General features: G+C 70.8%; 25 protein-coding genes and 1 pseudogene. 16 read left to right on the forward strand and 10 right to left on the reverse strand.

The window, feature by feature from the left end:
* From ACFVH0_RS30825 to ACFVH0_RS30835, 3 genes are all read left to right on the forward strand, one after another.
* A partial coding sequence (locus ACFVH0_RS30825) for a hypothetical protein (protein ID WP_385825534.1) occupies positions 1-185 on the forward strand: 185 nt, incomplete at its 5' end.
* Positions 178-1,236: a 2-oxoacid:ferredoxin oxidoreductase subunit beta gene (locus ACFVH0_RS30830; RefSeq protein ID WP_385825535.1), complete on the forward strand. Its 1,059-nt coding sequence runs from the start codon at positions 178-180 to the stop codon at positions 1,234-1,236. The genes ACFVH0_RS30825 and ACFVH0_RS30830, both read left to right, overlap by 8 nt.
* Before the next feature lie 111 nt (positions 1,237-1,347).
* Complete coding sequence (locus tag ACFVH0_RS30835) at positions 1,348-3,303, forward strand: APC family permease (protein WP_385825537.1); 1,956 nt, start codon at positions 1,348-1,350, stop codon at positions 3,301-3,303.
* A gap of 11 nt (positions 3,304-3,314) precedes the next feature.
* Here ACFVH0_RS30835 and ACFVH0_RS30840 read toward each other — a convergent pair whose 3' ends face one another.
* Complete coding sequence (locus ACFVH0_RS30840) at positions 3,315-3,659, reverse strand: winged helix-turn-helix transcriptional regulator (RefSeq protein WP_385825627.1); 345 nt, start codon at positions 3,657-3,659, stop codon at positions 3,315-3,317.
* Between the two features lie 206 nt (positions 3,660-3,865).
* On the opposite strand from ACFVH0_RS30840, the gene ACFVH0_RS30845 reads away from it, so the two are divergent.
* The 3 genes from ACFVH0_RS30845 (at position 3,866) to ACFVH0_RS30855 (ending at position 7,452) form a co-directional block, all read left to right on the forward strand.
* Positions 3,866-4,726: an SDR family oxidoreductase gene (locus tag ACFVH0_RS30845; RefSeq protein ID WP_385825539.1), complete on the forward strand. Its 861-nt coding sequence runs from the start codon at positions 3,866-3,868 to the stop codon at positions 4,724-4,726.
* Positions 4,727-4,844: 118 nt separating this feature from the next.
* Positions 4,845-5,825, forward strand: a complete 981-nt coding sequence (gene rarD / locus ACFVH0_RS30850; RefSeq protein WP_385825541.1) for an EamA family transporter RarD — start codon at positions 4,845-4,847, stop codon at positions 5,823-5,825.
* Positions 5,826-5,895: 70 nt separating this feature from the next.
* A complete protein-coding gene (locus tag ACFVH0_RS30855; protein ID WP_385825543.1) occupies positions 5,896-7,452 on the forward strand; it encodes an FAD-dependent monooxygenase in 1,557 nt (518 codons plus the stop codon).
* Positions 7,453-7,465: 13 nt separating this feature from the next.
* Here the strand turns inward: ACFVH0_RS30855 and ACFVH0_RS30860 are convergent, their stop codons facing one another.
* Positions 7,466-8,101: a CGNR zinc finger domain-containing protein gene (locus tag ACFVH0_RS30860; RefSeq protein ID WP_385825545.1), complete on the reverse strand. Its 636-nt coding sequence runs from the start codon at positions 8,099-8,101 to the stop codon at positions 7,466-7,468.
* 22 nt (positions 8,102-8,123) lie between these two features.
* Between ACFVH0_RS30860 and ACFVH0_RS30865 the strand changes: the two genes are divergently transcribed.
* The 8 genes and pseudogenes from ACFVH0_RS30865 (at position 8,124) to ACFVH0_RS30900 (ending at position 15,108) form a co-directional block, all read left to right on the forward strand.
* Entirely contained in the window at positions 8,124-8,573 is a 450-nt protein-coding gene (locus ACFVH0_RS30865; RefSeq protein ID WP_385825547.1) for a VOC family protein, read from the forward strand.
* Between the two features lie 135 nt (positions 8,574-8,708).
* Entirely contained in the window at positions 8,709-9,188 is a 480-nt protein-coding gene (locus ACFVH0_RS30870; RefSeq protein ID WP_385825549.1) for a hypothetical protein, read from the forward strand.
* A gap of 748 nt (positions 9,189-9,936) precedes the next feature.
* Positions 9,937-10,230: pseudogene (locus tag ACFVH0_RS30875) on the forward strand (urease subunit gamma); the annotation flags it as partial.
* A gap of 240 nt (positions 10,231-10,470) precedes the next feature.
* On the forward strand, positions 10,471-10,740 hold the full coding sequence (locus tag ACFVH0_RS30880; protein ID WP_385825629.1) for an urease subunit beta: 270 nt from the start codon (positions 10,471-10,473) through the stop codon (positions 10,738-10,740).
* On the forward strand, positions 10,737-12,737 hold the full coding sequence (locus ACFVH0_RS30885) for an urease subunit alpha (protein ID WP_385825551.1): 2,001 nt from the start codon (positions 10,737-10,739) through the stop codon (positions 12,735-12,737). The genes ACFVH0_RS30880 and ACFVH0_RS30885 overlap by 4 nt, the downstream gene beginning before the upstream one ends.
* A gap of 112 nt (positions 12,738-12,849) precedes the next feature.
* Entirely contained in the window at positions 12,850-13,524 is a 675-nt protein-coding gene (locus ACFVH0_RS30890; RefSeq protein WP_385825553.1) for an urease accessory protein UreF, read from the forward strand.
* A gap of 25 nt (positions 13,525-13,549) precedes the next feature.
* Positions 13,550-14,245 (forward strand): urease accessory protein UreG, encoded by a 696-nt coding sequence (ureG, locus tag ACFVH0_RS30895; RefSeq protein ID WP_385825555.1) that lies wholly within the window; start codon positions 13,550-13,552, stop codon positions 14,243-14,245.
* Positions 14,242-15,108 carry an urease accessory protein UreD gene (locus ACFVH0_RS30900; RefSeq protein WP_385825557.1) on the forward strand — a complete coding sequence of 289 codons (867 nt, stop codon included), beginning with the start codon at positions 14,242-14,244 and terminating at the stop codon, positions 15,106-15,108. Before ureG ends, ACFVH0_RS30900 begins: the two co-directional genes overlap by 4 nt.
* A 44-nt stretch (positions 15,109-15,152) precedes the next feature.
* Here the strand turns inward: ACFVH0_RS30900 and ACFVH0_RS30905 are convergent, their stop codons facing one another.
* Positions 15,153-15,542 (reverse strand): VOC family protein, encoded by a 390-nt coding sequence (locus ACFVH0_RS30905; protein ID WP_385825631.1) that lies wholly within the window; start codon positions 15,540-15,542, stop codon positions 15,153-15,155.
* Between the two features lie 36 nt (positions 15,543-15,578).
* Positions 15,579-16,508 (reverse strand): nitroreductase/quinone reductase family protein, encoded by a 930-nt coding sequence (locus ACFVH0_RS30910; RefSeq protein WP_385825559.1) that lies wholly within the window; start codon positions 16,506-16,508, stop codon positions 15,579-15,581.
* A gap of 304 nt (positions 16,509-16,812) precedes the next feature.
* On the opposite strand from ACFVH0_RS30910, the gene ACFVH0_RS30915 reads away from it, so the two are divergent.
* Positions 16,813-17,673: an HAD family hydrolase gene (locus tag ACFVH0_RS30915; RefSeq protein ID WP_385825560.1), complete on the forward strand. Its 861-nt coding sequence runs from the start codon at positions 16,813-16,815 to the stop codon at positions 17,671-17,673.
* On the opposite strand, the gene ACFVH0_RS30920 is transcribed toward ACFVH0_RS30915, so the two are convergent.
* The 6 genes from ACFVH0_RS30920 to ACFVH0_RS30945 all read right to left on the reverse strand — a co-directional run bounded on the left by ACFVH0_RS30920 (position 17,652) and on the right by ACFVH0_RS30945 (position 23,409).
* A complete protein-coding gene (locus ACFVH0_RS30920) occupies positions 17,652-18,098 on the reverse strand; it encodes a hypothetical protein (protein ID WP_385825562.1) in 447 nt (148 codons plus the stop codon). The genes ACFVH0_RS30915 and ACFVH0_RS30920 overlap by 22 nt on opposite strands.
* Before the next feature lie 41 nt (positions 18,099-18,139).
* Positions 18,140-18,733, reverse strand: a complete 594-nt coding sequence (locus tag ACFVH0_RS30925) for a TetR/AcrR family transcriptional regulator (protein WP_385825564.1) — start codon at positions 18,731-18,733, stop codon at positions 18,140-18,142.
* Between the two features lie 215 nt (positions 18,734-18,948).
* A complete protein-coding gene (locus ACFVH0_RS30930) occupies positions 18,949-19,836 on the reverse strand; it encodes an ABC transporter permease (protein WP_385825566.1) in 888 nt (295 codons plus the stop codon).
* Positions 19,823-20,806, reverse strand: coding sequence for an ATP-binding cassette domain-containing protein (locus ACFVH0_RS30935; protein ID WP_385825568.1), 984 nt, complete (start codon positions 20,804-20,806; stop codon positions 19,823-19,825). The genes ACFVH0_RS30930 and ACFVH0_RS30935 overlap by 14 nt, the downstream gene beginning before the upstream one ends.
* A gap of 106 nt (positions 20,807-20,912) precedes the next feature.
* Positions 20,913-22,181, reverse strand: a complete 1,269-nt coding sequence (locus ACFVH0_RS30940) for an outer membrane lipoprotein carrier protein LolA (protein WP_385825570.1) — start codon at positions 22,179-22,181, stop codon at positions 20,913-20,915.
* A gap of 217 nt (positions 22,182-22,398) precedes the next feature.
* Positions 22,399-23,409 (reverse strand): polyprenyl synthetase family protein, encoded by a 1,011-nt coding sequence (locus tag ACFVH0_RS30945; RefSeq protein ID WP_385825572.1) that lies wholly within the window; start codon positions 23,407-23,409, stop codon positions 22,399-22,401.
* Between the two features lie 156 nt (positions 23,410-23,565).
* On the opposite strand from ACFVH0_RS30945, the gene ACFVH0_RS30950 reads away from it, so the two are divergent.
* The gene (locus tag ACFVH0_RS30950) at positions 23,566-25,065 is read left to right on the forward strand and encodes a peptide MFS transporter (protein ID WP_385825574.1); all 1,500 of its coding nucleotides are present in this window, start codon (positions 23,566-23,568) and stop codon (positions 25,063-25,065) included.
* Position 25,066: the final 1 nt, after the last annotated feature.

Genomic DNA, 25,066 nt, shown 5'->3' on the forward strand with positions numbered 1-25,066 from the left:
AAAACCTCGGCGACATCCTCCGCCACTACGACAAAATCATCGTCCCCGAGATGAACCTCGGCCAGCTCGCCACCCTCATCCGGGCCAGATACCTCGTCGACGCACACAGCTACAACCAGGTCAACGGCATGCCGTTCAAAGCCGAACAGCTCGCAACGGCACTCAAGGAGGCCATCGATGCCTGACACCAACGAACTCCTCCACCTGGTGCCCAAGGCCGAGGCCACCCAGTCCATGAAGGACTTCAAGTCCGACCAGGAAGTCCGCTGGTGCCCCGGCTGCGGCGACTACGCCGTCCTCGCCGCCGTCCAGGGCTTCATGCCCCAACTCGGCCTCGCGAAGGAAAACATCGTCTTCATCTCCGGCATCGGCTGCTCCTCCCGCTTCCCCTACTACATGAACACCTACGGGATGCACTCCATCCACGGCCGCGCCCCGGCCATCGCCACCGGACTCGCCTCCTCCCGCCGCGACCTGTCCGTCTGGGTCGTCACCGGCGACGGCGACGCCCTCTCCATCGGCGGCAACCACCTCATCCACGCCCTGCGCCGCAACGTCAACCTCAAGATCCTCCTCTTCAACAACCGGATCTACGGCCTCACCAAAGGCCAGTACTCCCCCACCTCCGAACTCGGCAAAATCACCAAATCCACCCCGATGGGCTCCCTCGACGCCCCCTTCAACCCCGTCTCCCTCGCCATCGGAGCCGAAGCCTCCTTCGTCGCCCGCACCATCGACTCCGACCGCAAACACCTCACCGGCGTGCTGCGCGCCGCCGCCGACCACCCCGGCACCGCACTCGTGGAGATCTACCAGAACTGCAACATCTTCAACGACGGCGCGTTCGAAGCCCTCAAGGACAAGGAACGCGCCCAGGACGCGGTCATCCGCCTCGAACACGGACAGCCCGTCCTCTTCGGCACGGACAACACCAAGGGCGTCGTCCGCGACCCGCACACCGGCGACCTCCAGGTCGTGACCGTCACCGACGAAAACCGGCCCCACATCCTCGTCCACGACGCCCACAACCCCTCACCCACCACCGCCTTCGCCCTCTCCCGCCTCGCCGACCCCGACACCCTCCACCAGACCCCCATCGGCGTACTGCGCGACATCGACCGCCCCGTCTACGACACCCTCATGGCCGAACAACTCGACACCGCCGTCGAACAACACGGCAAGGGCGACCTCGCCGCACTCCTCGCCGGCAACGACACCTGGACCGTCACCGGCTAGAGCCTGTCCGACGGATCGGGCCGGATCGCACAAGCGCCGGACGGGCTGAATTTCGGCCCGTCCGGCGCTTGCGTACCGGGCCGGCGGGTGGCCACCGCGCACGATGTGGCCATGACCCTGGACCGTCCCGCGTACCGCATCAAACGGCGTCTGCTCGGCAAGCCGCTCACCACCGAGCGCATCAGCGAGGAAAAGCTGAACAACCGGACGGCGCTCGGGGTGCTCGCCTCCGACTGCATCAGCTCGTCCGCGTACGGCTCCGAGGAGATGCTCCGGGTCCTCGTGCCCGTCGTCGGGGCCGCCGCCTTCACCCTGCTGATGCCGGTGACGGGCGCGATCCTGCTGGTGCTGCTGCTTCTGACGCTCTGTTACAGCGATGTCGTCATGATCTACACCCGGGCGGGCGGCTCCTATGTCGTCGCGCGGGAGAACTTCGGTCCGGATGTCGCGCAGATCGCCGCCGTGGCGCTGCTCGTCGACTACATCGTCACCGTCGCCGTCCAGGTCTCGGCGGGCACCAACGCACTGATCTCGCTCGCCCATCTGGTCGGCGGCGACTTCACCGGCCTCGACCACCTCCAGATCCCGGTCTCCGTCGGGGTCATCATGCTGCTCGCGTACGGGAATCTGCGCGGGATCCGCGAGGCGGGCCGGGCCTTCGCGCTGCCCGCCTACCTCTTCATGGCCGCCGTCGGTCTCGTCCTCCTCGTCGCCGCGGTGCGCGGGCTCACCGGCGAGCTGCCGCACGCCGACCTGCACGCCGCCGGGGTCGTACCGCTCGGCACCCCGGGCAACGGCTGGCTGTACGGCGCCTCGCTCTTCATCGTGCTGCGCTCGTTCGCCAACGGCGGCTCGTCCCTCACCGGGCTCGAAGCGATCTCCAACGGCATCTCCGCGTTCCGCGAACCTCAGGGCCGCAACGCCCGCCGCACCCTGATCACGATGAGCTGTGTGCTCGGCGTACTGGTGCTCGGCGTCTCCACGCTGGCGCACTTCACCCATGCCGTCCCCTACGTCGACGGCACCCCGACGGTCATCGCGCAGGAGGCCCATCTGGCCTTCGGCGGCGGGCTGCTCGGGACGGCCGGGCTGGTCTTCGTCCAGCTGGCGACCGCGCTGGTCCTCTACACCGGCGCCAACACGCCGTTCACCGGGTTCCCGTTCCTCGCCAGCTTCGTCGCCGAGGACCGGTTCCTGCCGCGGCTGCTGACCCGGCGCGGGCACCGGCTGGCGTTCTCCAACGGCATCATCGCGCTGACCGTCGTCTCGCTGGCGCTGCTGCTGGTCACCGGGGCCAGTGTGGACAGGCTGGTGGCGCTGTACGCGATCGGCGTGTTCACCGCCTTCACCATGGCCGGGGCCGGTCTCACCGCGTACCACCTGCGGCGCCGCGAGCCGTACCGCCGGGTGAAGATCGTGGTCAACGCGCTCGCCGCGGTCATCTCGGCCGCCGTCGTGCTGATCTTCGCGATCACCAAGTTCACCGAGGGCGCCTGGCTGGTCGTGGTGGTCTTCCCGCTCGGGGTGTGGGCGCTGATCCGGATCAACCGCGAGTACCGGCGCGAGGCGGCGGCACTGCAGAGCCTCCAGGCGCCGGGAGCCGACCGGCCCCGGGACCTGCGCCATCTGGTCTTCGTCCTCGTCGAGACGCTGGACCTGGCGACGATCAAGGCGCTGCGGTACGCGCACGAGCTGCGTCCGGACGAGATCCGGGCCGTGCACTTCGCGATCGACGAGGCGTACGGCAGGCGGCTGGCCGCCCGGTGGGAGGCGACGGCCGCCACGTCCGTCTCTCTGGAGCTGGTGGAATGCCCGGACCGGCGGCTGCGCCACGCGATGAAGGAGCTGGCCGCCCGCACCACCGAGGACGGCAGGACCTCGCTGACGGTGCTGGTGCCGCGGCGGATGTACACCAATGTGCTCGGCAAGCTGCTGCACCGGGGTACGGGCGAGCAGATGGCGAAGGCGCTGGGGCAGTTGCCGCACGTGGCGGTGACGATCCTGCCGTTCGACGTGTCGCGTGCGCTGCGCGCGCTGGAGGAGGGGCGCGCGCCTCAGCCGGACTGACCGCGCGGGTCCTACGAGGCGTGCGCCTCCCGGGCGTCGTACGTCTCGCGCGCCGTGTGCACCGCCTCCAGGCGCCGCTCGGTCCAGCGGGCCAGCGCCCACACCTGTTCGCCGGCCTCCCGGCCCAGTTCGGTGAGCGAGTAGTCGACCCTCGGCGGGATCACCGGCTTGGCGTCCCGGTGCACGAAGCCGTCGCGCTCCAGCGTTCGCAGGGTCTGGGCCAGCATCTTCTCGCTGACGCCGCCCACCTCGCGGCGCAGTTCGCTGAAGCGGTACGAGCGGTCCAGCAGAGCGGCCAGGACCAGGACGCCCCAGCGGCTGGTGACGTGCTCCAGCACCAGCCGGGACGGGCACATCGGCCGGTTCACGTCGGGCCGTCGATTCGCGTCGGGCCGCCGGTTCACATCGGGCTGTGGGCCCGGGGCACTCACGTTCATGCCAGTACCTTACTTCAAAGTGGGTACTTTCGATTGGTTAGTGCACCTCCTACAGTGAGTCGTACGAGCCCGAACACGGACAACTGCCACAAGTGCCACAAGTTCCGCCCAGGAGGAGAAACCCCATGAGCATCGTCGTCACCGGAGCCACCGGAGAACTCGGCCGCCTCGTCATCGAGGAGCTGCTGGCCACCGTGCCCGCGAGCGGGATCGCCGCCGTCGTGCGCGACGAGGCGAAGGCCGCCCCGCTCGCCGCCCGCGGCATCGAGCTGCGCGTCGCGGACTACGACCGGCCGGAGTCCCTCAAGGACGCCTTCCGGGCCGGCGACCGGGTCCTGCTCATCTCCGGGAGCGAGGTCGGCCGGCGCGTGCCGCAGCACACCGCGGTCATCGACGCGGCGAAGGCGGCCGGCGTCGCCCAGCTCGCGTACACCGGCGTACTGGGCGGCCCCGACGCCGACTTCCAGCTGGCCGCCGAGCACAAGGTCACCGAGCAGCTGATCCTCGACTCCGGGCTGCCCCACACCTTCCTGCGCAACGGCTGGTACACCGAGAACTACACGGCGAACCTCGCCCCGGTCCTGGAGCACGGCGCCGTCGTCGCCAACGCGGGCGACGGCCGGGTCGCCTCCGCCACCCGGGCCGACTACGCCGCCGCGGCCGCCGCCGTGCTGACCGGCGAGGGCCACATCGGCGCGGTCTACGAGCTGAGCGGCGATGTCGCCTGGTCGTTCACCGAGTACGCGGCCACGGTCGCCGCCACCACCGGCAAGGAGATCGAGTACAAGAACGTCCCGGCCGCAGTGCACCAGGAGATCCTGGTCGGCGCCGGCCTGCCCGAGGGCTTCGCGGCGATCCTCGTCGACGTCGACGGGGCGATCGAGCGCGGCCTGCTCGCCACCACGAGCGGTGATCTGGCCCGGCTGATCGGCCGCCCGACGACGCCGCTCGCCGAGACGGTGGCCGCCGCGGTGGCAGCGGCGTAACACCGCCTCCTCCCGCCCCAGGGGCCCCGTGTCATGACCGTATTGCGATACGGGCATGACACGGGGCCCTTCCCGGAGCTACCTTCGTGCAGTTGACACAGACATGCCTGGAGGGCCCGTGAAGGGGATCGACGAACAGCGGGCGGGACTCCTGTCCGGCATCGGCGCATACGGATTGTGGGGACTCGTCCCGCTTTTCTGGCCGCTGCTGAAGCCCGCCGGCGCGATCGAGATCCTCGCCCACCGCATGGCCTGGTCCCTCGCGGTCGTCGCCATCGCGCTGCTGGCGCTGCGCCGCTGGTCCTGGATCGGTGAGCTGATCCGGCAGCCGAGGAAGCTCGGCCTGATCTCGGTGGCCGCGGCCACGATCACCGTCAACTGGGGTCTGTACATCTGGTCCGTGAACAACGGCCATGTCGTCGAGGCGTCGCTCGGCTACTTCATCAACCCGCTGGTCACCATCGCCATGGGCGTCCTGCTCCTGGGTGAGCGGCTGCGCCCCGTGCAGTGGGTGGCGGTCGGCACCGGCTTCGCGGCGGTGCTGGTGCTGGCGATCGGTTACGGACGGCCGCCGTGGATCTCTCTGGTCCTGGCGTTCTCCTTCGCGACGTACGGGCTGATGAAGAAGAAGGTCAACATGAGCGGCCTGGAGTCGCTCACCGCCGAGACCGCGGTGCAGTTCCTGCCCGCGCTCGGCTATCTGCTGTGGCTGGGCGCCCGGGGCGAGTCGACGTTCGTCTCCGGTGGCGCCGGCCACGCGGCGCTGCTCGCCTCGACGGGCCTCGTCACGGCCGTCCCGCTCGTACTGTTCGGCGCGGCGGCGATCCGGGTGCCGCTCTCCACCCTGGGACTGTTGCAGTACCTGGCGCCGGTCTTCCAGTTCGCCCTCGGCATCGTCTACTTCCACGAGGCGATGCCGCCGGAGCGGTGGGCAGGTTTCGCCCTGGTCTGGCTGGCGCTCACGCTGCTCACCTGGGACGCGTTCCGGACGGCTCGGCGGTCGAGCATCCAGGTGCGCGAAGCCCGTCAGGCGGCACAGCGGCAGGCATCGCGCCCGAATCCGCCGGCCGACGAACCCACCCCGCACGCACAGATTTAGTTACCCAGTTGCTTTCTTGACTCAGTTGCGTTTTCCTGGGAGTCCACGGAACCGCGACCGAGGAGCCCGCATGTCCGCGACCCCGCCCGCCATCACGCCCGTACTGATCGTCGGTTCGGGTCCGACCGGTCTGACGCTCGCCTGCGATCTGGCGCGCCGCTCCATCGGCGTACGCATCATCGACAAGTCCGCCGGTTTCCCGCGCAGCTCGCGGGCGAAGGGCCCCAATCCCCGCTCCCTGGAGGTGCTGGAGGACCTGGGCGTCGTCGACCGGGTGCTGGCCACCGGATCGGGACCGCTGCCGATGCGCAAGTACCGGAACGGGGTGCCGGTCGCCGACGCCGACCCGTCCCGTTCCTCGCGCCCGACGCCGGACACCCCGTACGCCCATGGCCGGCTGATCGCCCAGTGGCAGCTGGAGGAGATCCTGCGGGACCGTCTCGCGGAGTACGGCGTGCGGGTGGAACTCGGCTCAGAGGCGGTCGCCCTGTCGGAGGGCCCCGACTCCGTGACCGTCGCGCTCACCGACGGCCGGAGTATCGAGGCGCGGTACGTGGTGGGCTGCGACGGGGGCCACAGCCCGGTACGGAAGATGCTCGGCGTCCCGTTCGAGGGGAAGACCGCCGAGGAGCAGACGATGGTCTGCGGGGACGTGGAGGCGGACGGCCTCGACCGCGGCATCTGGCACCAGTGGTTCGACGAGGACGGCGCCGTGATGCTGTGCCCGATCCCGGGTACGCCCTCGGGCTGGTGGTTCCAGGCCGGGCCCGAACGGGACGCGGCGGGAGCCCCCGTACCGCCCTCGCTGGAGAGTTTCCGGCGGCTGTTCGCCAAGCACACCCGGCTGCCGGCCGAACTGCTGACGCGGGCCACGCTGCTGTCGACGTACCGGGTCAACGAGCGCATGGCCGACCGCTACCGGCTGGGCCGCGTGTTCCTGGCCGGGGACGCCGCGCATGTGCACTCCATCGCGGGCGGGCTGGGCATGAACACCGGCATCCAGGACGCGTACAACCTGGGCTGGAAGCTCGCCCGGGTCGTCGACGGCCGCTCGGACCCCGGCCTGCTGGACACCTACGAGGAGGAGCGGCTGCCCGTGGCCTCCTGGACCCTGGACATCACCGCCGAGCGGCTGCGGGAGACCCTGGACGCGATCCGGCGGCCGGGCGGCGGCCTGGACTCGGCGATGTCCGCCGACACGACGGGCCTGGGCCTCGGCCACCCCTGGAGTTCCCTTTCCGCCTCCGGCTCCACCCCTCGCCTGCGGGCGGGCGACCGCGCCCCCGACGCCCCCTGCCGCAATGCCGCGACGGGCGAGCCGACCCGCCTGTTCGAGGCGTTCGCGGGCCCGCACTTCACCCTCCTGGGCTTCGGCCCGGACACGGCCGAGGCCCTGCGGGCGACGGAAGCGGCGTACGGCGACACGGTGCGCGCGTACGGCGTGGACGCCGGCGCTCCCCACGACCTGACCGACGACGCGGGCCACGCCCGCACGGCGTACGGGGTCGCCCCCGCCACCGCCCTCCTCGTCCTGATCCGCCCCGACAACCACGTGGCCCTGATCGCCCCGGCGGCGGAGAGCGGCGCGATCGGGGACTACCTCGGCCGCCTGGCCGGTACGGCCTGACGGCGGGATGCCCCTACGGCTGCGGGCGCCGCGCGGACTCCGGGCCGGCGGCAAGCCGGGCGCGGTGCGCCCGTACCTTGTGGAGGTTTCCGCAGCGCTCCATCGCGCACCAGCGCCGCCTGCCCGGCCGCGAGGTGTCGACGAAGAGCAACTTGCAGCTGTCGGAGCCGCATTCGCGGACGCGGTCGGCGTACGGGCCGGTGAAGAGCTCCACCGCGTCACGGGCGACCGTCGAGAGCAGAGCCGTTCCGGTGGCGTCCGGGGCCATGGCGAGAGATCCGCTGCCGGGGTCGATACGGGGGACGAGCGGCGGCTCGGCCGCCACGGCGTTCACCACGGCGAGATCGGACCGGGCGAGGGCACGGCCGTGCGCCCGGTCGCCGGCCAGATTCCACAGCGCGGCGCGCAACTCGTGTGCCAGCGCCAGCTCTTCCGCGCTCACCACCGGCGACAGACCGCCCGGCAGCCGGCTCTCCCCCGCCCAGCGCACCAGATCCCCGGGGGTGTGCAGCACCTCGTACGCCGCGTACCGCGCGTACCCGCCGGTGGGCAGCAGCTCCAGGCACAGGGCCCCGGGATCGAAGCGGTAGGGGCGGCCCTCCCGCGTACGAAGGACCAGCCCCGGCACGCCCGTTGACGACTCGCTCATGTAACCACTATGAACGGTTTCCATGACTCTGGACTGGAAAGTCGTCATCGACTCGACCGACCCGCACGCCCAGGCCACCTTCTGGGGTGGGGCCCTCGGCTACCTCGTCGAGGACCACAGCGTCCTGATCGAGCGGCTGCTCGGCTTCGGCGCGGTGCCCGAGGACATCACCCTCATCGCCCACGACCGCCGCGCCTGGCGCGACCTCGCGGGGGTCCGGCACCCCGACGACCCCTACGACAAGGAGAGCGGGGCGGGTCTGGGGCGCCGGCTCCTGTTCCAGCGCGTGCCGGAGGCCAAGACGACGAAGAACCGACTCCACCTGGACGTGCACGCGGGCCCGGAGCGCCGCGAGGCCGAGGTGGAGCGCCTGGTCGGGCTGGGCGCGACGGTGCTCCGTGAGGTGGCGGAGCAGGGCGGCACGTGGGTGGTGCTCACCGACCCGGAAGGCAACGAGTTCTGCGTGCAGTGACACCGACGGGCGCGCGGGCGGCCGGGCGGCGGCCCTGTGCTGCAATCCTCCGAACGGCACCGGGTGAAGGGCCGGCCAGGGGTGAGGGGACAGGACGTGGCCCCTTGGGCGGGACGCGCCACTGGGGTGCTCGTGATGGCGGTGACCCTGTCACTGGCCGGTTGCGACAGTGCCGACGGCACCGGAAGCGGTGGAGACAAGGAGTCCGCAGCCGCTGCGATCGAGGCGGCTCGGGCCTATCAGCAGGCTTCGGTGGATCAGGACTGGAAGGCCGCCGACGAGGCCCGGACCGAACGTCTGCGCCGGAGTCGGGGCGCGGACACCATCGCCGAGTGCGTGGAGATCACCGGTACGCCCCGGCTCCGGAACCACTCCGACGCACAGGTGAGCACCGGTGAGGCGGTCGAGATCGAGACCTTCGGTCCGCACCCGGCGGGCATCGGCGTGCGGGTGACCGTCGAGCCGGGTACGGCGGCACGCGGCATGAGCATCAACACCGTGCTGCGGCTCGTTCCCGGCGAACGGGGCGCGTGGCTCGTCGATCAGGCGGTCAACCTCGCCGAGACCGAGAGCCCGGACGGCGAGGACGTGCGCGCCGCGCTGCGCCGCAAGTGAACCCGGCCGCTCCCGCGTTCGCGGCGGGCGGCCCGGCGCGGTGCGCGCCCGGCCGGCCGCCTCCCCACCACGTCCTGCGGATACCGGCGCATCTCTACGGCATTGCCACCCGGGCCCGGGACGTACACGGACTGCTCCTCACCCCGGGCGCCAAAACAGGAGACCGGCCCCTCCGGACCTGCGAAGGCCGGAACCCCCCAACCCCTGAACCGCCCCGGGTTCTGGACCGGAGGCGGTCCGGACAGTGCGGATCAGCGCGGGTTGATGGCGTTCAGGATCGCCGATGCGACGTGGTCGGCGGCGTTCCGGTGGCCCCTGGCGTTTGCTCCGGATAGACGTCTTCGATGACGCTGCGACCTGAAACAGCCAGTCACGGACTGAACTGAATCCGATACGGAAAGTTACTTCGGAATGTCCCGTTCCGCCCTTGGCTCGGGGCGTACGGACAGCGTGTACATGCAGTCCTCGTCCGGGACGACGAGGAGGAGCGGGGCACCGCTCCTGAGGTACGCGTGGGCGGCGCACCGGCCGAACGCTTCGGCAGCCTCGGCGTATACGGCCCGAAGGCCGGAGACCGCGAACCGCCCGAGTCGACTTCACCCGATCGTGTACGCGATCCGTGACATGTCCTGCTCGATGAACTCCGCCGCTCATGATCGGTGAGCGACGGGCGCCGCCCGAGGACGTGCTCCGTGTCCTTCCGCAGGCCCAACCGCCGACCCTGCCCGTTCAAGAGAAATGGCTCATCGTGCATTTGACTCCGCATGAGCAGGAGCGCCTGCTGATCCATGTGGCGGCTGACGTGGCGCAGCGGCGCCGTAGTAGCGGGCTGCTCCTCAACTACCCCGAGGTGATGGCCCTGCTGACGGTGCACGTCTTCGAGCAGGCACGGGCCGGCCGGACAGTCAGTGACGTCATGGACTCGGGCCGGCAGTTACTGAGCCGGGACGAAGTGATGGACGGCGTTCCGGAGATGATCAAGAACGTTCAGGTGGAGGCCACTTTTCCGGACGGCACGAAGCTGGTCACCATCCACGATCCCTTCCCGGAAGCATCCGAGGAGCCCGAGGTCCACCCCGGCAAGGTCGAGCACCCCCGGCCGCCCCGCAAGCCGGGCTGCCCGGTCGACTGCGACGGCGGCAGTGGCAACGATTCGCCGTCGTGCTGTGACAAGTGCCGGGACGCGGAGTCCTGGTACAAGGCGATCGCCTTCAACGCGGACCTGCAGGAGGACGCCACCACGCTGCCGGGTGGGGGCAGGACGAGGATCAGGGTGAGGAACATGTCGGACCGCCCCGTCCAGGTCGGTTCCCACTATCACTTCGCCGACGTCAACCCGGGGCTGAAGGTCCTCAAGGTCGAGGTCCCCGCCGGTCCGGAACTGGAGTCGCCCCAGGAACTCAGGGACTGCGAGGCGGCGCGGATGCGCCGGCTGAACATCGCCGCGGGTACGTCCGTGCGCTTCGAGCCCGGCGACGAGTGCTGCGTCGAACTGGTGGAGATCCAGGGGGATCGGCAGGTCAAGGGAGCGCGTGAGGTGGCGCACCGGTGAGCGACAACAGATCCACCCAGCCGGGCAACCTGCTCAAGCGAGCCGATTACGCCGCTCTGTACGGGCCCACCGCCAAGGACCGCGTCCGCCTGGCCGACACCGCCCTGACCGTCGAGATCGAGGCGGACTGGAGCGGCGGTCCTGAGCACAGCGGTAACGAGATGATCTTCGGTGGCGGCAAAGTGATCCGGGAATCGATGGGGATGTCCCACATCCCCAGAGACGGGGACACCGAAGGCCGCACGCCTGTGGACACGGTCGTCACCGGTGCGCTGATCCTCGACTGGTGGGGTGTCGTCAAGGCCGACGTCGGGCTCCGCGACGGTGCGATCGCCGCGATCGGCAAGGCGTACAACCCCGAGACGATGGACCCGATCCCGGATGACGAGTTCGAGATGCCGGACCGTACGCCCCCGGGTGACAAGCTGCCGGAGACGGTGCGGCCGACGAACTTCGTGGTCGGGCCGAGCACCGAGGTCATCTCCGGCAACGGGCGGATCCTCACCGCTGGGGGTGTGGACACCCATGTCCACTTCATCTGCCCGGAGCAGATCCACGAGGCCCTCGCCTCGGGCGTGACCACTCTCATCGGCGGCGGCACCGGCCCCGCCGAGGGCAGCACGGCCACCACCGTGACCCCGGGCGCGTGGCACATCACCCGGGCCTTCGAAAGCCTGGACGCGTACCCGGTCAACATCGGCCTGCTCGGCAAGGGCAGCACGGTGAACACCGATGCCCTGAACGAACAGGTCGACGCAGGCGTCATCGGGTTCAAGGTCCACGAGGACTGGGGAGCCACGCCCGCCGTGATCGACGCGGCGCTGGACGTGTGCGAGAGCCGTCAGGTCCAACTGGCCCTGCATGCCGACTCACTGAACGAATCCGGCTTCCTGGACAGCACCCGCGACGCCTTCACGAGAGACGGCAGGAAGCGTTCCGTCCACATCTTCCACGTCGAGGGCGCGGGCGGCGGCCACGCCCCGGACATGATCGAACTGGTCAAAGAGAAGAACGTGCTGCCCGCTTCGACCAACCCGACCCGCCCCCTGACGGTGAACACCGTCAAGGAGCACGTCGACATGATGGTGGTCTGCCACCACCTCAATCCGGACATTCCAGCGGACATGGCCTTCGCCGACTCCCGCATCCGGCCGTCCACCATGGCCGCGGAGGACCTCCTCCACGACATGGGCGCCATCTCGATGATGTCCTCCGACGCCCAGGCGATGGGACGCATCGGCGAGATGATCATGCGCACCTGGCAGACCGCACACGTCATGAAATCCCGATACGGCCCTCTGAAGGAGGACCTCGCCAACGCGAAGGTCCGCCCGATCGCTGACGACGCCGACCACTCCCACAACGCGCAGAGGCTGATCCCGAACGACAACTACCGGGCGCGCCGCTACGTCGCCAAGTACACGATCAACCCCGCGATCACTCACGGCATCGACGGTCACGTCGGTTCCGTGGAGACCGGGAAACTCGCCGACCTGGTGCTCTGGGAGCCGAAGTTCTTCGGCGTCAAGATGCACATGGTCCTCAAGGGCGGGCAGCTCGCCTACGCGCAGGTGGGCGACGCCAACGCATCGATCACGACACCGCAGCCCTTCCTGCCGCGAGCGGTCTGGGGCTCCACCGGCCGTTCCCCCCTGAGCAACTCGTACAACTTCGTGGCGCCGGGCGTGGCCGACGCGCTGAACCCGCGAGTCGTCACCGTCCAGGACAGCGAAGGCAACGCCACCGGGGTGGCGACCGGTGGACTCGGCCTCGGCAAGAAGTTCATGGACATCTCGACGAACATCCGGGACGTCACCAAGGCCGACATGAAGCTGAACGACACGGTGCCGGAGAGCCTCCATGTCGACCACAACAGCTTCGAGGTCACCATCGGCGGTGCGACCACAGGGGACGCCCGCACGGAACTCAACGGAGCGACCGTGCCGCGGTCCTACGTCACTGAAGTCCCCATGGCTCAGCGGTACTTCCTCTTCTGACCGGCCTCCCTCCGGCCGGTGAAGCCACCACCGCAGCGGTGGTCCGGGCAGGCACTCGCGCCTGCCGGGACCACCGGACCATCCGACCCCGCGAAAGGCAGCCGGATCGCCCATGAGCCGTGCCGCACTGCTCCTGCTGGCCGACGGACGCTTCCCCGCCGGCGGGTACGCCCACTCCGGCGGCGTCGAAGCCGCGGTCGCCCACAACGCCGTACATGACATCCACAGCCTCGAAGCCTTCTGCCGCGGGCGCCTGCACACCACCGGTCTGACCACGGCCGGCCTGGCTGCCGCGGCCGCCGCCGGATGCGACCCCCTGATGCTGGACGACGCCGCCGACGCACGGACCCCCGTTCCCGCGCTGCGCGCCGTGGCCCGCAAGCTCGGGCGGCAGATGATGCGCGCGGCACGCGCCACCTTCCCGTCCGCCGAACTCGACCGCCTGGCCGCCGAGCGGCCCCGGGGCGCCCATCAGCCCATTGTCCAGGGCATCGCCGCCCGGGCCGCCGGACTCACCCCTCGGGACGCCGCCTGCGCCGCAGCGTACGAGGCCGTCGGCGGTCCGGCCACCGCAGCGGTGCGCCTGCTCGGCCTCGATCCGCTCGCCGCCTCGTGGCTGCTGGCATGCCTGAGCGCGGAGGCCGACGCCGTCGCTGCGAACGCCGCCGGCGCGGCGGCCCGCGTGGAGACCGAAGGTCTTGACGCCCTGCCGTCGGCGTCCTCTCCGCTGCTGGACATCACCGCGGAACAGCACGCCGCCTGGACCGTGCGGCTCTTCGCCTCTTGATCCCACCCCTGCCCCTGGAGATCCCATGCACCTCGATCATCCCGTGACCATGCCCCACCGCCACACCTACAGCGCCGAGCCGCTGCGCGCGGACGGCAGCCGCCGCGCCTTCCGCGTCGGCCTGGGCGGTCCCGTCGGTTCCGGCAAGACCGCCTGCGTCGCCGCGCTCTGCCGCACGCTGCGCGACAGACTCTCCCTCGCCGTCGTCACCAACGACATCTACACCCGTGAGGACGCCGAGTTCCTGCTGCGCGAGGCCGTGCTGCCGCCCGAACGGATCACGGCGGTGGAGACCGGAGCCTGCCCGCACACCGCGATCCGGGACGACATCTCCGCCAACCTGGAGGCCGTCGAGCATTTCGACGAGACCCTCGACCCCCTCGATCTCGTGCTCGTCGAGTCCGGTGGCGACAACCTCACAGCCACCTTCTCCAAGGGCCTCATCGACGTGCAGATCTTCGTCATCGACGTCTCCAGCGGCGACGACATCCCCCGCAAGGGAGGACCCGGCATCACCACCGCCGATCTTCTCGTCGTCAACAAGACCGACCTCGCTCCGCATGTCGGTGCCGACCTCGCCACCATGGCCGCCGACGCCGAACGGCAACGCGGCGCCCTTCCCGTCGTCTTCACCAGCCTCACCTCCGACGACGGCATCCGCGAGATCGCCGACTGGATCACCGGGCACCTCGCCCGGTGGCGCGCGAAGGCGGCGGCATGAGCTCCGGCTCCCGACTCGCCGAGCCCGCTCCCCCGCTCGATCCCGCCGTCCCCGTCCCCGCCACCGCCACCGCCACCGCCACATCCTGTGGATATCCGGACGGTGTGCATGCCACTGCCCGCATCCGTGCCACGTACAACGGACGCGTCACCACGCTCCCGCAGCTGCGCAGTGACGGCCCGTTCCATCTGCGCCGCATCCGCACCGGCGGACGGGCCGCCACGGTGGGGATCATCGGTGCGATGAGCGCCCCGCTCGGCGGCGACCGGCTCGCCCTCGACATCACTGCCGAGGACCGAGCCGAACTGGAGGTCACCACGGCCGCCGCCACGCTCGCCCTCCGCGGTCCCACCACCGCGCCGGCCACCTACGACGTACGGCTGACCGCCGGGGAGCACGCCTGTCTGCGCTGGCTGCCACAGCAGCTGATCAGCGCCGCCGGCAGCAATCTGCGCCAGTCCTGCACCGTCAGCCTTGCCGCGACCTCGCGACTGCTGTTGCGCGAGGAGCAGATCCTGGGCAGAGCCGACGAGGAGCCGGGCCACCTCGTCAGCCGCATCCGGGTCCACCGCGCCGGCCGCCTGCTGCTCGACCAGCACACCGCCTACGGAGACCCGGCGCCCGGGTGGGACGGCCCCTCGGTCCTGGACGGACACCGCGCCGTCGGCCAACTCCTCGTCGTGGACCCGGAGCTGGATGTCGGACGTGCCCCCGTCCTGCTCCGCGAAGGGATCAAGGACGGCTGTGCGGTTCTCGCACCTCTGGCAGGCGGCCCGGCACTGTTCGCCACCGCTGTCGCCCCGTCCTCCTCGGCTCTGCGGGAGCTGCTCGACCAGGCACTCGTGCACGCCCTCGGCAAGTAGTGCGGAGGGCTCGGGCCCGCCGTTCCCGCCCTCCGCCCGGCCGGTCAGTCCCCCACCGCGTCCTGCGGGTACCAGCGCAGTTCGACGGTGTTGCCGTCCGGGTCACGGACGTACACCGACTGCGCCTCGCCCCGGGCGCCGGAGCGGGAGACCGGGCCCTCCAGCACCGTGAAGGTGCCCGCGTCGATGACCTCCTGCCAGTCCAGCGGCTCGACGACCAGGCAGATGTGGTCGACGTTCGACTCGTGGCGCGGCCGGCCCAGCAGGTCGATGATCATGCTCGGGCTGACCCGCACCGACGGGAACGGGAACTTCCCCGCCCGCCACTCGTCCACCTTGATCGGCTCCAGGCCGAGGGGCCCGCAGTAGAACTCCAGGGAGCGTTCGACGTCCTGCACGTTGAGCACCAGGTGGTCGAAGTCCTTCACTTTCACTTTCGCTTGCACGGCACAGCCTTTCGGTCGGTCGGGTCAGGTCGGGTCGAGCGGTCGGGCCGGGGGCGCGGCCGGTGGCCACGGGACACCGGCCAGCAGGGGCAGGATCTGTTCCTCCTCGTAGTCGAGGTGTGCGTTCAGCTCCGTGGACATCCTGTCCAGCTCGGTGTGGAAGCGCTCGGGGTCGGTGATGCCGATGTCCGCCAGCAGGGCCACCAGCTCGCCCTGGACGCGGGCGACCGTGCGGTGTTCTTCGGCGAGCCGGGCGAAGGTGTCCGTCAGGTGCGGGTGGTGGCGGGCGATGCCGGGGAACAGGTGGTCGTCCTCGCCGGTGTGATGGAACTCCAGCGACTGGCAGAACGCCAGGCAGCGCTGCCTGATCTGGAGCCCGAGGCCCAAAGGAGGCGGGGCGCCGGGGCCCCGGTGGGCGGCCGGTGCGGCGAAGTGGGCGTCCACCTCCGCCTTCACCTGGCGCAACTGGCCCCGCAGCCAGGTGTGGACCTCCATCACCTTGTCCGCGAGGGTGGTGACGTCGCGGGGCGGCTCCCAGCCCTCGGGCTCGGCGCGCTCCAGCACCACGACCGGGAGGAGCCGGGTGGTACGGGCCTGGTAGTCGGCGTAACCGGGCGCCGCTCTCACGGCGTGCGCGAACAGCTCCTCGCGCCGAGCCCCCTGCGCGGGGACCGCGAGGGCCTGGAACGTACGAGTGCCGAGTTCCACCCGGACCACGGGGTGGGCGAGCAGGTTGTGGTACCAGGCGGGGTGGTGCGGGGCGCCGAGGTTGGAGCCGATGACCACCAGCGCATCGCCGTGGCGTACGTGGCCGAGGGGTGTGGTGGTCTCCTTCCCCGACCTCGCGCCGGTGGTGGTCAGGAGGAGGAGGTCGCCGCCCTCGAAGGGGCCGCCGACCTTCCCGCCGTTGGCGCGGAACTCCTCGATGACGGATTCATCGAAAGGTGTGGGCATGCGTTCTGTGTCTCCGTGGGAACGAGTGAGCGCGATGCGCGGGCCCATGACGGTGCACGGTGCCGGGGCATGCGGAACGGAAGAGTGCGACGGACGGTCGCCGCCGCGTCGGACGTGTGCGTCAGTTGCAGGGCGCGGAGTATGAACTCATGACGGGCCCCTCGGTGAAGGGTGTTCGCCCGAGCACCGGCCGGCCCACTGCTCTTTGGCCGGCGTCACGCGACACCGGGTTCATTACACGCACCCCGGCGGGGGCCTGTCAACGCGCGCCCGTCCGTGCTCCGGACGCTCTTAGTCTTGTGCCATGCCCATCCCACCCGCATATGCCCTCGTCGCCACCGACCTGGACGGCACCCTGCTGCGCCGCGACGACACCGTGAGCGCCCGCACCCGCGCCGCGCTCGCCCTGGCCGCCCGCGCCGGGGCCCGGCATCTCGTGGTCACCGGGCGGCCCGTCCCCGGGATACGCGGACTGCTCGCCGGACTGGGCTACCGGGGGCCGGCGGTGTGCGGGCAGGGAACCCAGCTGTACGACGCCGGGGCCGGGCGGCTGGTGCGGGCGCTCACCCTGGACCGGGAGGCGGCCGACACCGCGCTCGGCAAGATCGAGGCCCAGGTGGGGCGGGTCTTCGCGGCCGTGGACCAGGACGGGGCCGCGGGCCGGACCCTGATCGAGCCGGGCTATGCGATGCCCCATCCGACGTTGCCCGCCCAACGGACCCGGCACCGCCACGAGTTGTGGTCCGAGCCCGTCGTCAAGGTGCTCATCCGGCACCCGGAGCTGACCGATGACGCGCTGGCCGAGGCGGCCCGCGGGGCCGTCGGCGATCTCGCCACCGTCACGCTCTCCGGCCCCGGCACGGTCGAACTCCAGCCGTACGGCGTCGACAAGGGGACCGGTCTCGCGCTGGCCGCCGAGTACCTCGGGGTGGCCGCGGACACCGCGATCGCCTTCGGGGACATGCCCAATGACCTGCCGATGTTCCGCACCGCCGGGTACGGCGTGGCCATGGCCAACGCCCACCCGGAACTACGGGCGGCGGCGGACGAGGTGACCGCGTCGAACGAGGACGACGGGGTCGCGGCGGTGCTTGAGCGGGTGTTCGGGGCCGGATCGGGCCGCTCCGCACGGCAGCAGGCCGTTCAGAGCGACATCAGGCAGTAGAGCCGGTGCGGCTCGGGGCGGGCCCGCGCCTCCTCGGCCAGGTCCGCCAGTCTCGCGAGGAAGTCGGCCAGCTCGCCGGGCGGGCAGTCGCCTCCGAACTCCTCGATGCGCGACCAGGTTTCGGCCACCTCGGCGAACCCGCCGGGTCTCGCGGCCACGAGCGCGTCGCGCAGTTCGTCCGTGAGCGTGACCAGCCAGCGGGATTCGTCCTCGGGCGGGCTGAGCAGCCGGTTGAAGCGCGGGAGCGGGGTGACGTCGTCGTACGGCGTGCCCGTGAGCATGCTCTCGGCCTGGCCCAACTGCACGTACGGGTCGATCCCCTTGACCGGGAGCAGCGGGAGACCGGCCTCCTCGACGCCCCGGCCGAAGGCCGCCAGGGCCGCGGGGTCGTCCGGTGCGCTGAAGTAGTCGTACAGATTTCCCATGTGCCGCATGCTCGCACGCCCCTCTGACAGCCGCCCCGGCCTCACGGCTCCGGCGGCACCCCGATCGCCCGCAGCACATGCGCGACCAGGGCCGCGATCTCCTCCTCGTCCTGGATCGGCTTGCGCAGGACATGGCGGTAGTACATCGGGCCGTACAGCATCTCCACGGCCAGCGGGAGATTCGCGTCCGGCGGGATCTGCCCCTGTTCCTGGGCCCGGCGCAGGCGGGCGACCGCCTCGTCGAAGCGGGGGTCGACCAGCTTCGACCGGACGGTCCGGGCGAGTGCGTCGTCGTGGTGCATCTCGGAGAGGATCCCGGCGTACGCGGGGCCGAACGGCGGCGTGGAGATGAGCTTCACCGCACCGCTCAGATTGGCCCGCAGATCGGCGGCGATGTCACCGGTGTCGACGAACGGCGTCGTGCCGACCAGCGCGTCGGTGAACGCCTCCAGGATCACCGCGCTCTTCGACGGCCACCAGCGGTAGATCGTCTTCTTGCTGACGCCCGCTCTGGCCGCGATGGCCTCGATGGTGACCCGGCCGTACCCCTTCTCCGTGCACAGTGCGAGAGCGGCCTCCAGGGTCGCTCTCCGTGATCTCTCGCTGCGGCGCAGTGAACTCGGCGATGTGATCATTCGGTGAGCATAAGCGCGTTCGAACCGGCCCTTGTTGACAGCCTGTCGCCAGAGGTCGAACAATACCCAGGCGGAAACGGAACGTGCCGTGTCGTGTCGTTCCGTCAATTCGCACCGTTCGTGCCGTTCGTGCCGCGACGAGCCGATCGGGGGACGGCTCGCCCGGCCGACGGCACGGGCGGGCGTTGCACCCCGTGCATCGGGGCGTCCCCGCGTCAGACGGTGATGTCCTTCGTGGTGAACCGGGCCCAGGCCGCCGAGCCGAACACCGCCGCGTACAGGCCCTGAAGGCCCAGGTTCTTCACCACTTCGTCCCAGTAGACGGGGGCGCGCAGCAGGTCCGCGTACGACATCCAGTAGTGCGGGAAGAGATACGGATGCGCCCCGCTCAGCTGCGGGATCGTGTCCACGATCTGCACGGTGATCAGCAGCCCGACGGTGGCGGCCATGGCCGCGATGCCGCTGCTGGTGAGGGTCGAGACGAACAGGCCGATCGCCGCGAACCCGGTCAGCGACGCCGCGACCACCACCGCGATCAGTCCGGCCCGCAGCAGCCCCTCGCCGAAGCCGATCCGGGTTCCCGAGATGGTGGTGACCTCCCCGACGGGGAAGAGCAGCGAGCCCACGACGAGCGCGGACAGCGCCACGACCAGGGTCGCGACCAGGCAGAACACCAGCACCGAGGCGTACTTCGTCAGCAGCAGCCTGGTCCGTCCGGCCGGGGCGACCAGCAGATAGCGCAGGGTGCCCGCGTTCGCCTCGCCCGCGACGGAATCGCCCGCGACGACCCCGACGGCCATCGGCAGGAAGACCGGGAGCGTCACCGCGAGGGCGGCGAAGACCAGGAAGAGTCCGTTGTTGGTGACCTGGGAGAGGAACGCCGGGCCTCCCCCGCCGCCGCCCGGTCCGGGCGAGGAGCCGTCGCCCGTCTCGATCCGCACCGCGATGCCGATCAGTACGGGCACGGCGGCCAGCACGCCGAGCAGCGCGAGGGTGCGCCAGCGGCGCAGCGTGGTGGTCAGTTCGGAGCGGAGGATCCCGAAGGTCCACAGCGGGTTGCGGGCACGGGGCGCCGCCGGGGGCGCGATTTCAGCCTGCGACATCGAAACCCTCTCCGGTGAGTGCGACGAAGGCGTCCTCCAGCGAGGCGCGTTCGACGCCGAAGGACCTCAGGCGTACGCCGGAGTGCACCAGCGCCGCGCTGAGGTCGGCGAGTTCGACGTCGCCCGGCGGGGCCTCGGCGCTCACCAGGTCGCCGTCGACCGTGATCCCGGTGACGCCCAGTTCCTTGAGGACCCGGGCCGCGTCGCCCGGGTCGGGGGTGGTGACGGCCAGCCGGCCGCGGGCGCCCGCCGCCAGTTCCGCGACCGGGCCCTGGGTGATCAGCCGTCCCCCGGCCATCACCGCGGCGTGCGTGCAGACCTGCTCGATCTCGTCGAGGAGGTGCGAGGAGAGGAAGACGGTGGTGCCGTCCGCCGCCAGTTCCCTGACCAGGGTGCGGATCTCCCGCATGCCCTGCGGGTCCAGGCCGTTGGTCGGCTCGTCGAGCACGAGCAGCCGGCGCGGCTGGAGCAGGGCGGCGGCGAGACCGAGGCGCTGCTTCATGCCCAGCGAGTACGCCCTGGCCTTCTTCCCGGCCGCCGCGGCCAGCCCGACCCGCTCCAGCGCCTGCCCCACCCGGGCCCGGCGGGTGCGCGGATCGGCGGTCGGGTCGGCGGAGTCGTACCGCAGCAGATTGTCCCGGCCGCTCAGGAACCCGTACAGCGCGGGCCCCTCGATCAGCGCGCCGACCTGCGGGAGCACGGTGCGGGCGGCGCCCGGCACGGGGTGGCCCAGCAGCCGGGCGGTGCCGGACGTCGGGTCGATCAGGCCCATCAGCATCCGGATGGTGGTGGTCTTGCCCGATCCGTTGGGGCCGAGGAAGCCGAAGATGCTGCCGCCGGGGACGCTGAGGTCGAGGCCGTCGACGGCGAGCTGACCGCCGCGGTACCGCTTGGTCAGGCCCCGTGTCTCGATCACGGCCCCGGGCTCGGTGACCGTCCGCGGTTCGGTCACGGTCCCGGACTCTGTCATGCGTACTCCCCATGGGTCGGGCAGGGCCCGTTGGCGGACCGCCCCGCCGTACGGAGCGTACGGCGGGGCGGCTCGGCGGTGCGGGAGGGCGCGGTGCGCCCCGGTGTCAGGAGGCGCTGTTCGCCGCCTTGACCAGCGCGTCCTTCGTGACCGCGCCGACGTACACCTTGCCGTCGTCCGTCATCAGAGCATTGACCACGCGGGTCTTGAAGACCCTGCCCGAGCCGAACTTCCCGGTGACCTTGTCGCCCAGCGCGTCCAGGAACTGCTGGGCCTCGGCCGGGGCGTCCTCCGACGCCTTCGACGGGATTCCGGTGCCACCCGGAGTGGCGATCTCGGTGATCGTGCTCCAGCCCTCGCCGATGGTCTTCATGTTCTCGGCGCCCTTCCCGCCGGCGCCCAGCTGTGCGGCGTCGGCGCCCGGGATCAGGTCGCCGAGGCCCTTGCCGGCCCCGTGCTGCGCCTTCGCGTCGTCGGCCTCGGTCACCTCGGTGCCCTTGGGCGGGGTGAACGTGAACGAGGAGGCGTCCGGCCTGGCGAAGTCGACCTTGGTGAACCCGGCGTCGACGATGGCCTTGCCGCCGCCGCTCGGGAGCATCGTGAACTTCAGCGGCACGCCGTTCTCCGCGTCGACCGCGACCGTCACCGAACCGATCGTGGAGCCGCTCTGCTTCGGCTTGACGACCAGCTTGTACGCGTCGCGTCCGGCGACCTGCGCGGTGCCGTCGACCGTCACCGACGTGGTGGGGCCGGCGGCCTTCAGCACCTGCTCGGCGAGTGCCTTCGGGGTGGTGGGCACGCCCTCGGGAACCGGGTGCCCGGACTTCTTCCCGGCGTCCCGGCCGGCGTCCTGCCCGGCCCGGTCCTCGGTGGCGTGGTACGCCTGGTCGGACTTGCTGTCGTACGCCCAGACCTGGTCGCCGTTGTGGATCAGGCTGTACTCGGACGTGTCGTCCAGGATCGAGACGCGCTGCTTGTCGGGGCCGTCGGCGGCCACCCGGAGGGTGTGCGTACCGGACGCCAGCTCCGTCATCCGCTCCTGCGGGTCGGCGCTGGAGCTGCCCTTGCCGCCCGCGCCGCCCGGGGCGAAGGACTCGGCCAGTCCGCCGAGCGAGGGGATGCCGAGGTCCGTGCTGATCTTCACCGTGCCGGAGAGCTGCTCGGTGTCCGAAGCGGCGATCTTCTCGATGAGTTCCTGTGCGCTGATCTTCGGCAGATCGGGGTCGCCGCTGCTCGCGAGCGCCGGGACGAGCCCGATCGTCGCCGCGGCGACGCCCGCCACCGCGACCGGGACGATGTAGCGCGCCGCCTTGCGGCGGCCGGCGGCGGTGCCCCTGGTCCCGCCGTTGGTCTCTGCGCTGTCGTTCGGTGCCATCTGTGCCCTACCTCCGTGGTCGGCGGCTTCCGTCCGGTTGCACTCGTCCACTCCGTGCCGCCATTCTCACCCGGTTTGGTCAGGAGTGGTTGTTCTCAATCTGACCAAACCGGTGACGCGGAAGCGTCAGCCCCCGGGATCAACTCCGCGTACCTCTTCGGTATGACACCGCGGGACCGGCCCTACCCCGTTCGTCAGGGGTGCGCCACTACGGGGCTCAGCCCGCGCGGTGCACCACCGCGTCGCACAGTTCGCGCAGCGCGGACTTGGCGTAGCCCTCGGGCAGCGGAGTGAGCGTCGCGCGCGCCTCCTCCGCGTACCGGACGGTGTCCCGCCTGGCCTGCTCCAGCGCCGGGTGGGCGCGCAGCCTGCGCAGCGCCTCGGCGTGCCGGGCGTCGTCGCTGAGGTCGCCGTCGAGCAGCTCGACGAGCTCCAGGTCGTCCGGCTTCCCGTCCGCCGCCGCCTGCGCCCGCAGGTGGAGCACGGGGAGCGTCGGGATGCCCTCGCGCAGGTCGGTGCCGGGAGTCTTGCCGGACTCGTGGGAGTCGGACGCGATGTCGAGCACGTCGTCGGCGAGCTGGAAGGCGACGCCGAGCCGCTCCCCGTACTGGGTGAGGATGTCGACCGCGGACTCGTCCGCGCCGGCCATCATCGCGCCGAAGCGGCAGGCCACCGCGACCAGCGAGCCGGTCTTGCCGCGCAGCACCTCCAGGTAGTGCTCGACCGGGTCGACGCCCTCGCCCGGTCCTGCGGTCTCCAGGATCTGGCCGGTGACCAGGCGCTCGAACGCCTCCGCCTGGATGCGTACGGCCTCCGGGCCGAGGTCGGCCAGTATGCGCGAGGCACGGGAGAAGACGAAGTCACCGGTCAGCACGGCCACCGAGTTGCCCCAGCGCGCGTTGGCGCTGGGCACGCCGCGGCGCACGTCCGCCTCGTCCATCACGTCGTCGTGGTAGAGCGTCGCGAGATGCGTCAGCTCGACGACCACGGCCGCGGGCACGACGCCCGGCGCGTCCCGGTCGCCGAACTGGGCGGCCAGCATCGCCAACAGCGGCCGGAATCGCTTGCCCCCGGCGCGTACGAGATGCTGCGCGGCCTCCGTGATGAAGGGCACGCTGCTCTTGGTCGCATCGAGCAGCCCGGACTCGACAGCAGCCAACCCGGCCTGGACATCGGCCTCAAATGCCTGGTCCCGCGCGCTCAGCCCGAATGGCTCGACGACGGTCACGAGGGGATCTCCTGTCTGCTGACGATCACACGGAATGTCGATGTGTCGCTGTCATCACTCAAGTCAGCGTATCCGGTCCCCTTTGGATCACCGTGGGCGCCTTCCCGCCACCGCCGGTATGTTCGGGATCAGCTCATACGATCAGGAGTTATCCCTTTGTCCCACACGGCCACCGACACCGAACCCAGTCAGCCGCCGCCCGAAGACGACCATGCCTTTTTCGGCCAGCCACGAGGGCTGATGACCCTGTCCGGCCTGGAGGTCTGGGAACGGTTCTCGTTCCTCGGCATGCAGGCGATCCTGGTCCTCTACTTCGCCGACACCGTCGCCCACGGCGGCATGGGCATGGAGCCGGGCACCGCGGCCTCCGTCTCGGCCGCCTACGGCACCCTGGTCTACCTGGTCTCCGTCGCGGGCGGCTGGCTGGCCGACCGGATTCTCGGCTCCTACCGCGCCGTCCTGTACGGCGGAATCCTCATCGCCTGCGGGCATTACGCCATGGCGGTGCCCACCGACACCATGACGTGGGTCGGCCTGGGTCTGATCAGCGCCGGAACCGGTCTGCTCAAGCCCAATGTGGCCACCATGGTCGGCAAGCTCTACCGCACCGACGACGAGCGCCGCGACGCCGGCTTCGCCCTCTACTACATGGGCATCAACATCGGGGCGTTCCTCGGCCCGCTGGTCACCGGCTGGCTCGGGGACCACGCGAGCTGGCACTGGGGCTTCTCGGCCGCCGCCTTCGGCATGACGCTCGGTCTGATCCAGTACGTACTGGGCCGGCGTCACCTGGCCGGGCGAAAGCACAGCGCCGAATTCGCCCTGTCACCGGCACCCATGCGCCGCGCCATTCGGCTGATCGCCGTCGGCGCCGTCGTGGTCGCCGCCGTCGCCACCGCGCTGGCCCTGGCGGGCTGGCTGACCATGGACCGCTTCGTCGACCTGCTCACCCTCATCTCGGTGATCGCTCCGGTCGTCTACTTCGTGGTGATGTTCCGCAGCCCCCGGGTCACCGCGGAGGAACGCGGCAGGCTGCGCCCTTACGTGGTGCTGTTCCTGGCCTCCGTCGTCTTCAACTTCATCCTCTTCCAGGCGTACTCGACGATGATGCTGCTCGCGTCGACCAACGCCCGTACCGAGATCTTCGGCTTCCATTTCCCGGCGAGCTGGTACGCCTCCGCGCTCGGCGCCTTCGAGGTCGCGCTCGCCCCGGTGGTCGCCGCCGTCTGGGCCCGGATGGGGCCGCGCCAGCCGCACGCCTCCAACAAGATCGCGATCGGGGTCATCCTCGGCGGGCTGTCCTTCCTGCTGATGGTGCTGCCGACCTCCGGGCACTCCGGCGACACCTACAAGATGGCCGCCTGGTGGATCGTCGGCTCGTACCTGCTGCTCGGTCTCGGCGACATCCTGCTGGAGACCTCCGGCATGTCCGCGACCACCAAGCTCGCCCCGAAGGCGTTCGCCAGCCAGACGATGGCGCTCTGGTTCCTCTCGCTGGCCCTCGCCAACGGCATCCAGGCCCAGGTCGTGAAGCTGTACGGCGAGGTCTCCAACCCCGCCTACTTCGGTGTCAATGGCGCGATCGCGGTGGTGGCCGGTGTGGCCGTCATCGCCGCCGCACCCTGGCTCAAACGCACCATGCACCCCGTCCACTGAG

Source organism: Streptomyces sp. NPDC127117 (assembly GCF_042677325.1).
Classification (GTDB): Bacteria; Actinomycetota; Actinomycetes; order Streptomycetales; family Streptomycetaceae; genus Streptomyces.

Bases quoted from the DNA above. Each gene is read 5' to 3' on its own strand.
- ureG (WP_385825555.1), top strand. From the start codon at position 13,550: ATGCACCTCGATCATCCCGTGACCATGCCCCACCGCCACACCTACAGC.
- ACFVH0_RS30900 (WP_385825557.1), top strand. From the start codon at position 14,242: ATGAGCTCCGGCTCCCGACTCGCCGAGCCCGCTCCCCCGCTCGATCCC.
- ACFVH0_RS30935 (WP_385825568.1), bottom strand. From the start codon at position 20,806: ATGACAGAGTCCGGGACCGTGACCGAACCGCGGACGGTCACCGAGCCC.
- ACFVH0_RS30910 (WP_385825559.1), bottom strand. From the start codon at position 16,508: ATGCCCACACCTTTCGATGAATCCGTCATCGAGGAGTTCCGCGCCAAC.
- ACFVH0_RS30890 (WP_385825553.1), top strand. From the start codon at position 12,850: ATGAGCCGTGCCGCACTGCTCCTGCTGGCCGACGGACGCTTCCCCGCC.
- ACFVH0_RS30915 (WP_385825560.1), top strand. From the start codon at position 16,813: ATGCCCATCCCACCCGCATATGCCCTCGTCGCCACCGACCTGGACGGC.
- ACFVH0_RS30925 (WP_385825564.1), bottom strand. From the start codon at position 18,733: ATGATCACATCGCCGAGTTCACTGCGCCGCAGCGAGAGATCACGGAGA.
- ACFVH0_RS30930 (WP_385825566.1), bottom strand. From the start codon at position 19,836: ATGTCGCAGGCTGAAATCGCGCCCCCGGCGGCGCCCCGTGCCCGCAAC.
- ACFVH0_RS30860 (WP_385825545.1), bottom strand. From the start codon at position 8,101: ATGAGCGAGTCGTCAACGGGCGTGCCGGGGCTGGTCCTTCGTACGCGG.
- ACFVH0_RS30855 (WP_385825543.1), top strand. From the start codon at position 5,896: ATGTCCGCGACCCCGCCCGCCATCACGCCCGTACTGATCGTCGGTTCG.
- ACFVH0_RS30845 (WP_385825539.1), top strand. From the start codon at position 3,866: ATGAGCATCGTCGTCACCGGAGCCACCGGAGAACTCGGCCGCCTCGTC.
- ACFVH0_RS30940 (WP_385825570.1), bottom strand. From the start codon at position 22,181: ATGGCACCGAACGACAGCGCAGAGACCAACGGCGGGACCAGGGGCACC.
- ACFVH0_RS30920 (WP_385825562.1), bottom strand. From the start codon at position 18,098: ATGGGAAATCTGTACGACTACTTCAGCGCACCGGACGACCCCGCGGCC.
- ACFVH0_RS30840 (WP_385825627.1), bottom strand. From the start codon at position 3,659: ATGTGCCCGTCCCGGCTGGTGCTGGAGCACGTCACCAGCCGCTGGGGC.
- ACFVH0_RS30835 (WP_385825537.1), top strand. From the start codon at position 1,348: ATGACCCTGGACCGTCCCGCGTACCGCATCAAACGGCGTCTGCTCGGC.
- ACFVH0_RS30870 (WP_385825549.1), top strand. From the start codon at position 8,709: ATGGCGGTGACCCTGTCACTGGCCGGTTGCGACAGTGCCGACGGCACC.
- ACFVH0_RS30865 (WP_385825547.1), top strand. From the start codon at position 8,124: ATGACTCTGGACTGGAAAGTCGTCATCGACTCGACCGACCCGCACGCC.
- ACFVH0_RS30880 (WP_385825629.1), top strand. From the start codon at position 10,471: ATGTCGGACCGCCCCGTCCAGGTCGGTTCCCACTATCACTTCGCCGAC.
- ACFVH0_RS30830 (WP_385825535.1), top strand. From the start codon at position 178: ATGCCTGACACCAACGAACTCCTCCACCTGGTGCCCAAGGCCGAGGCC.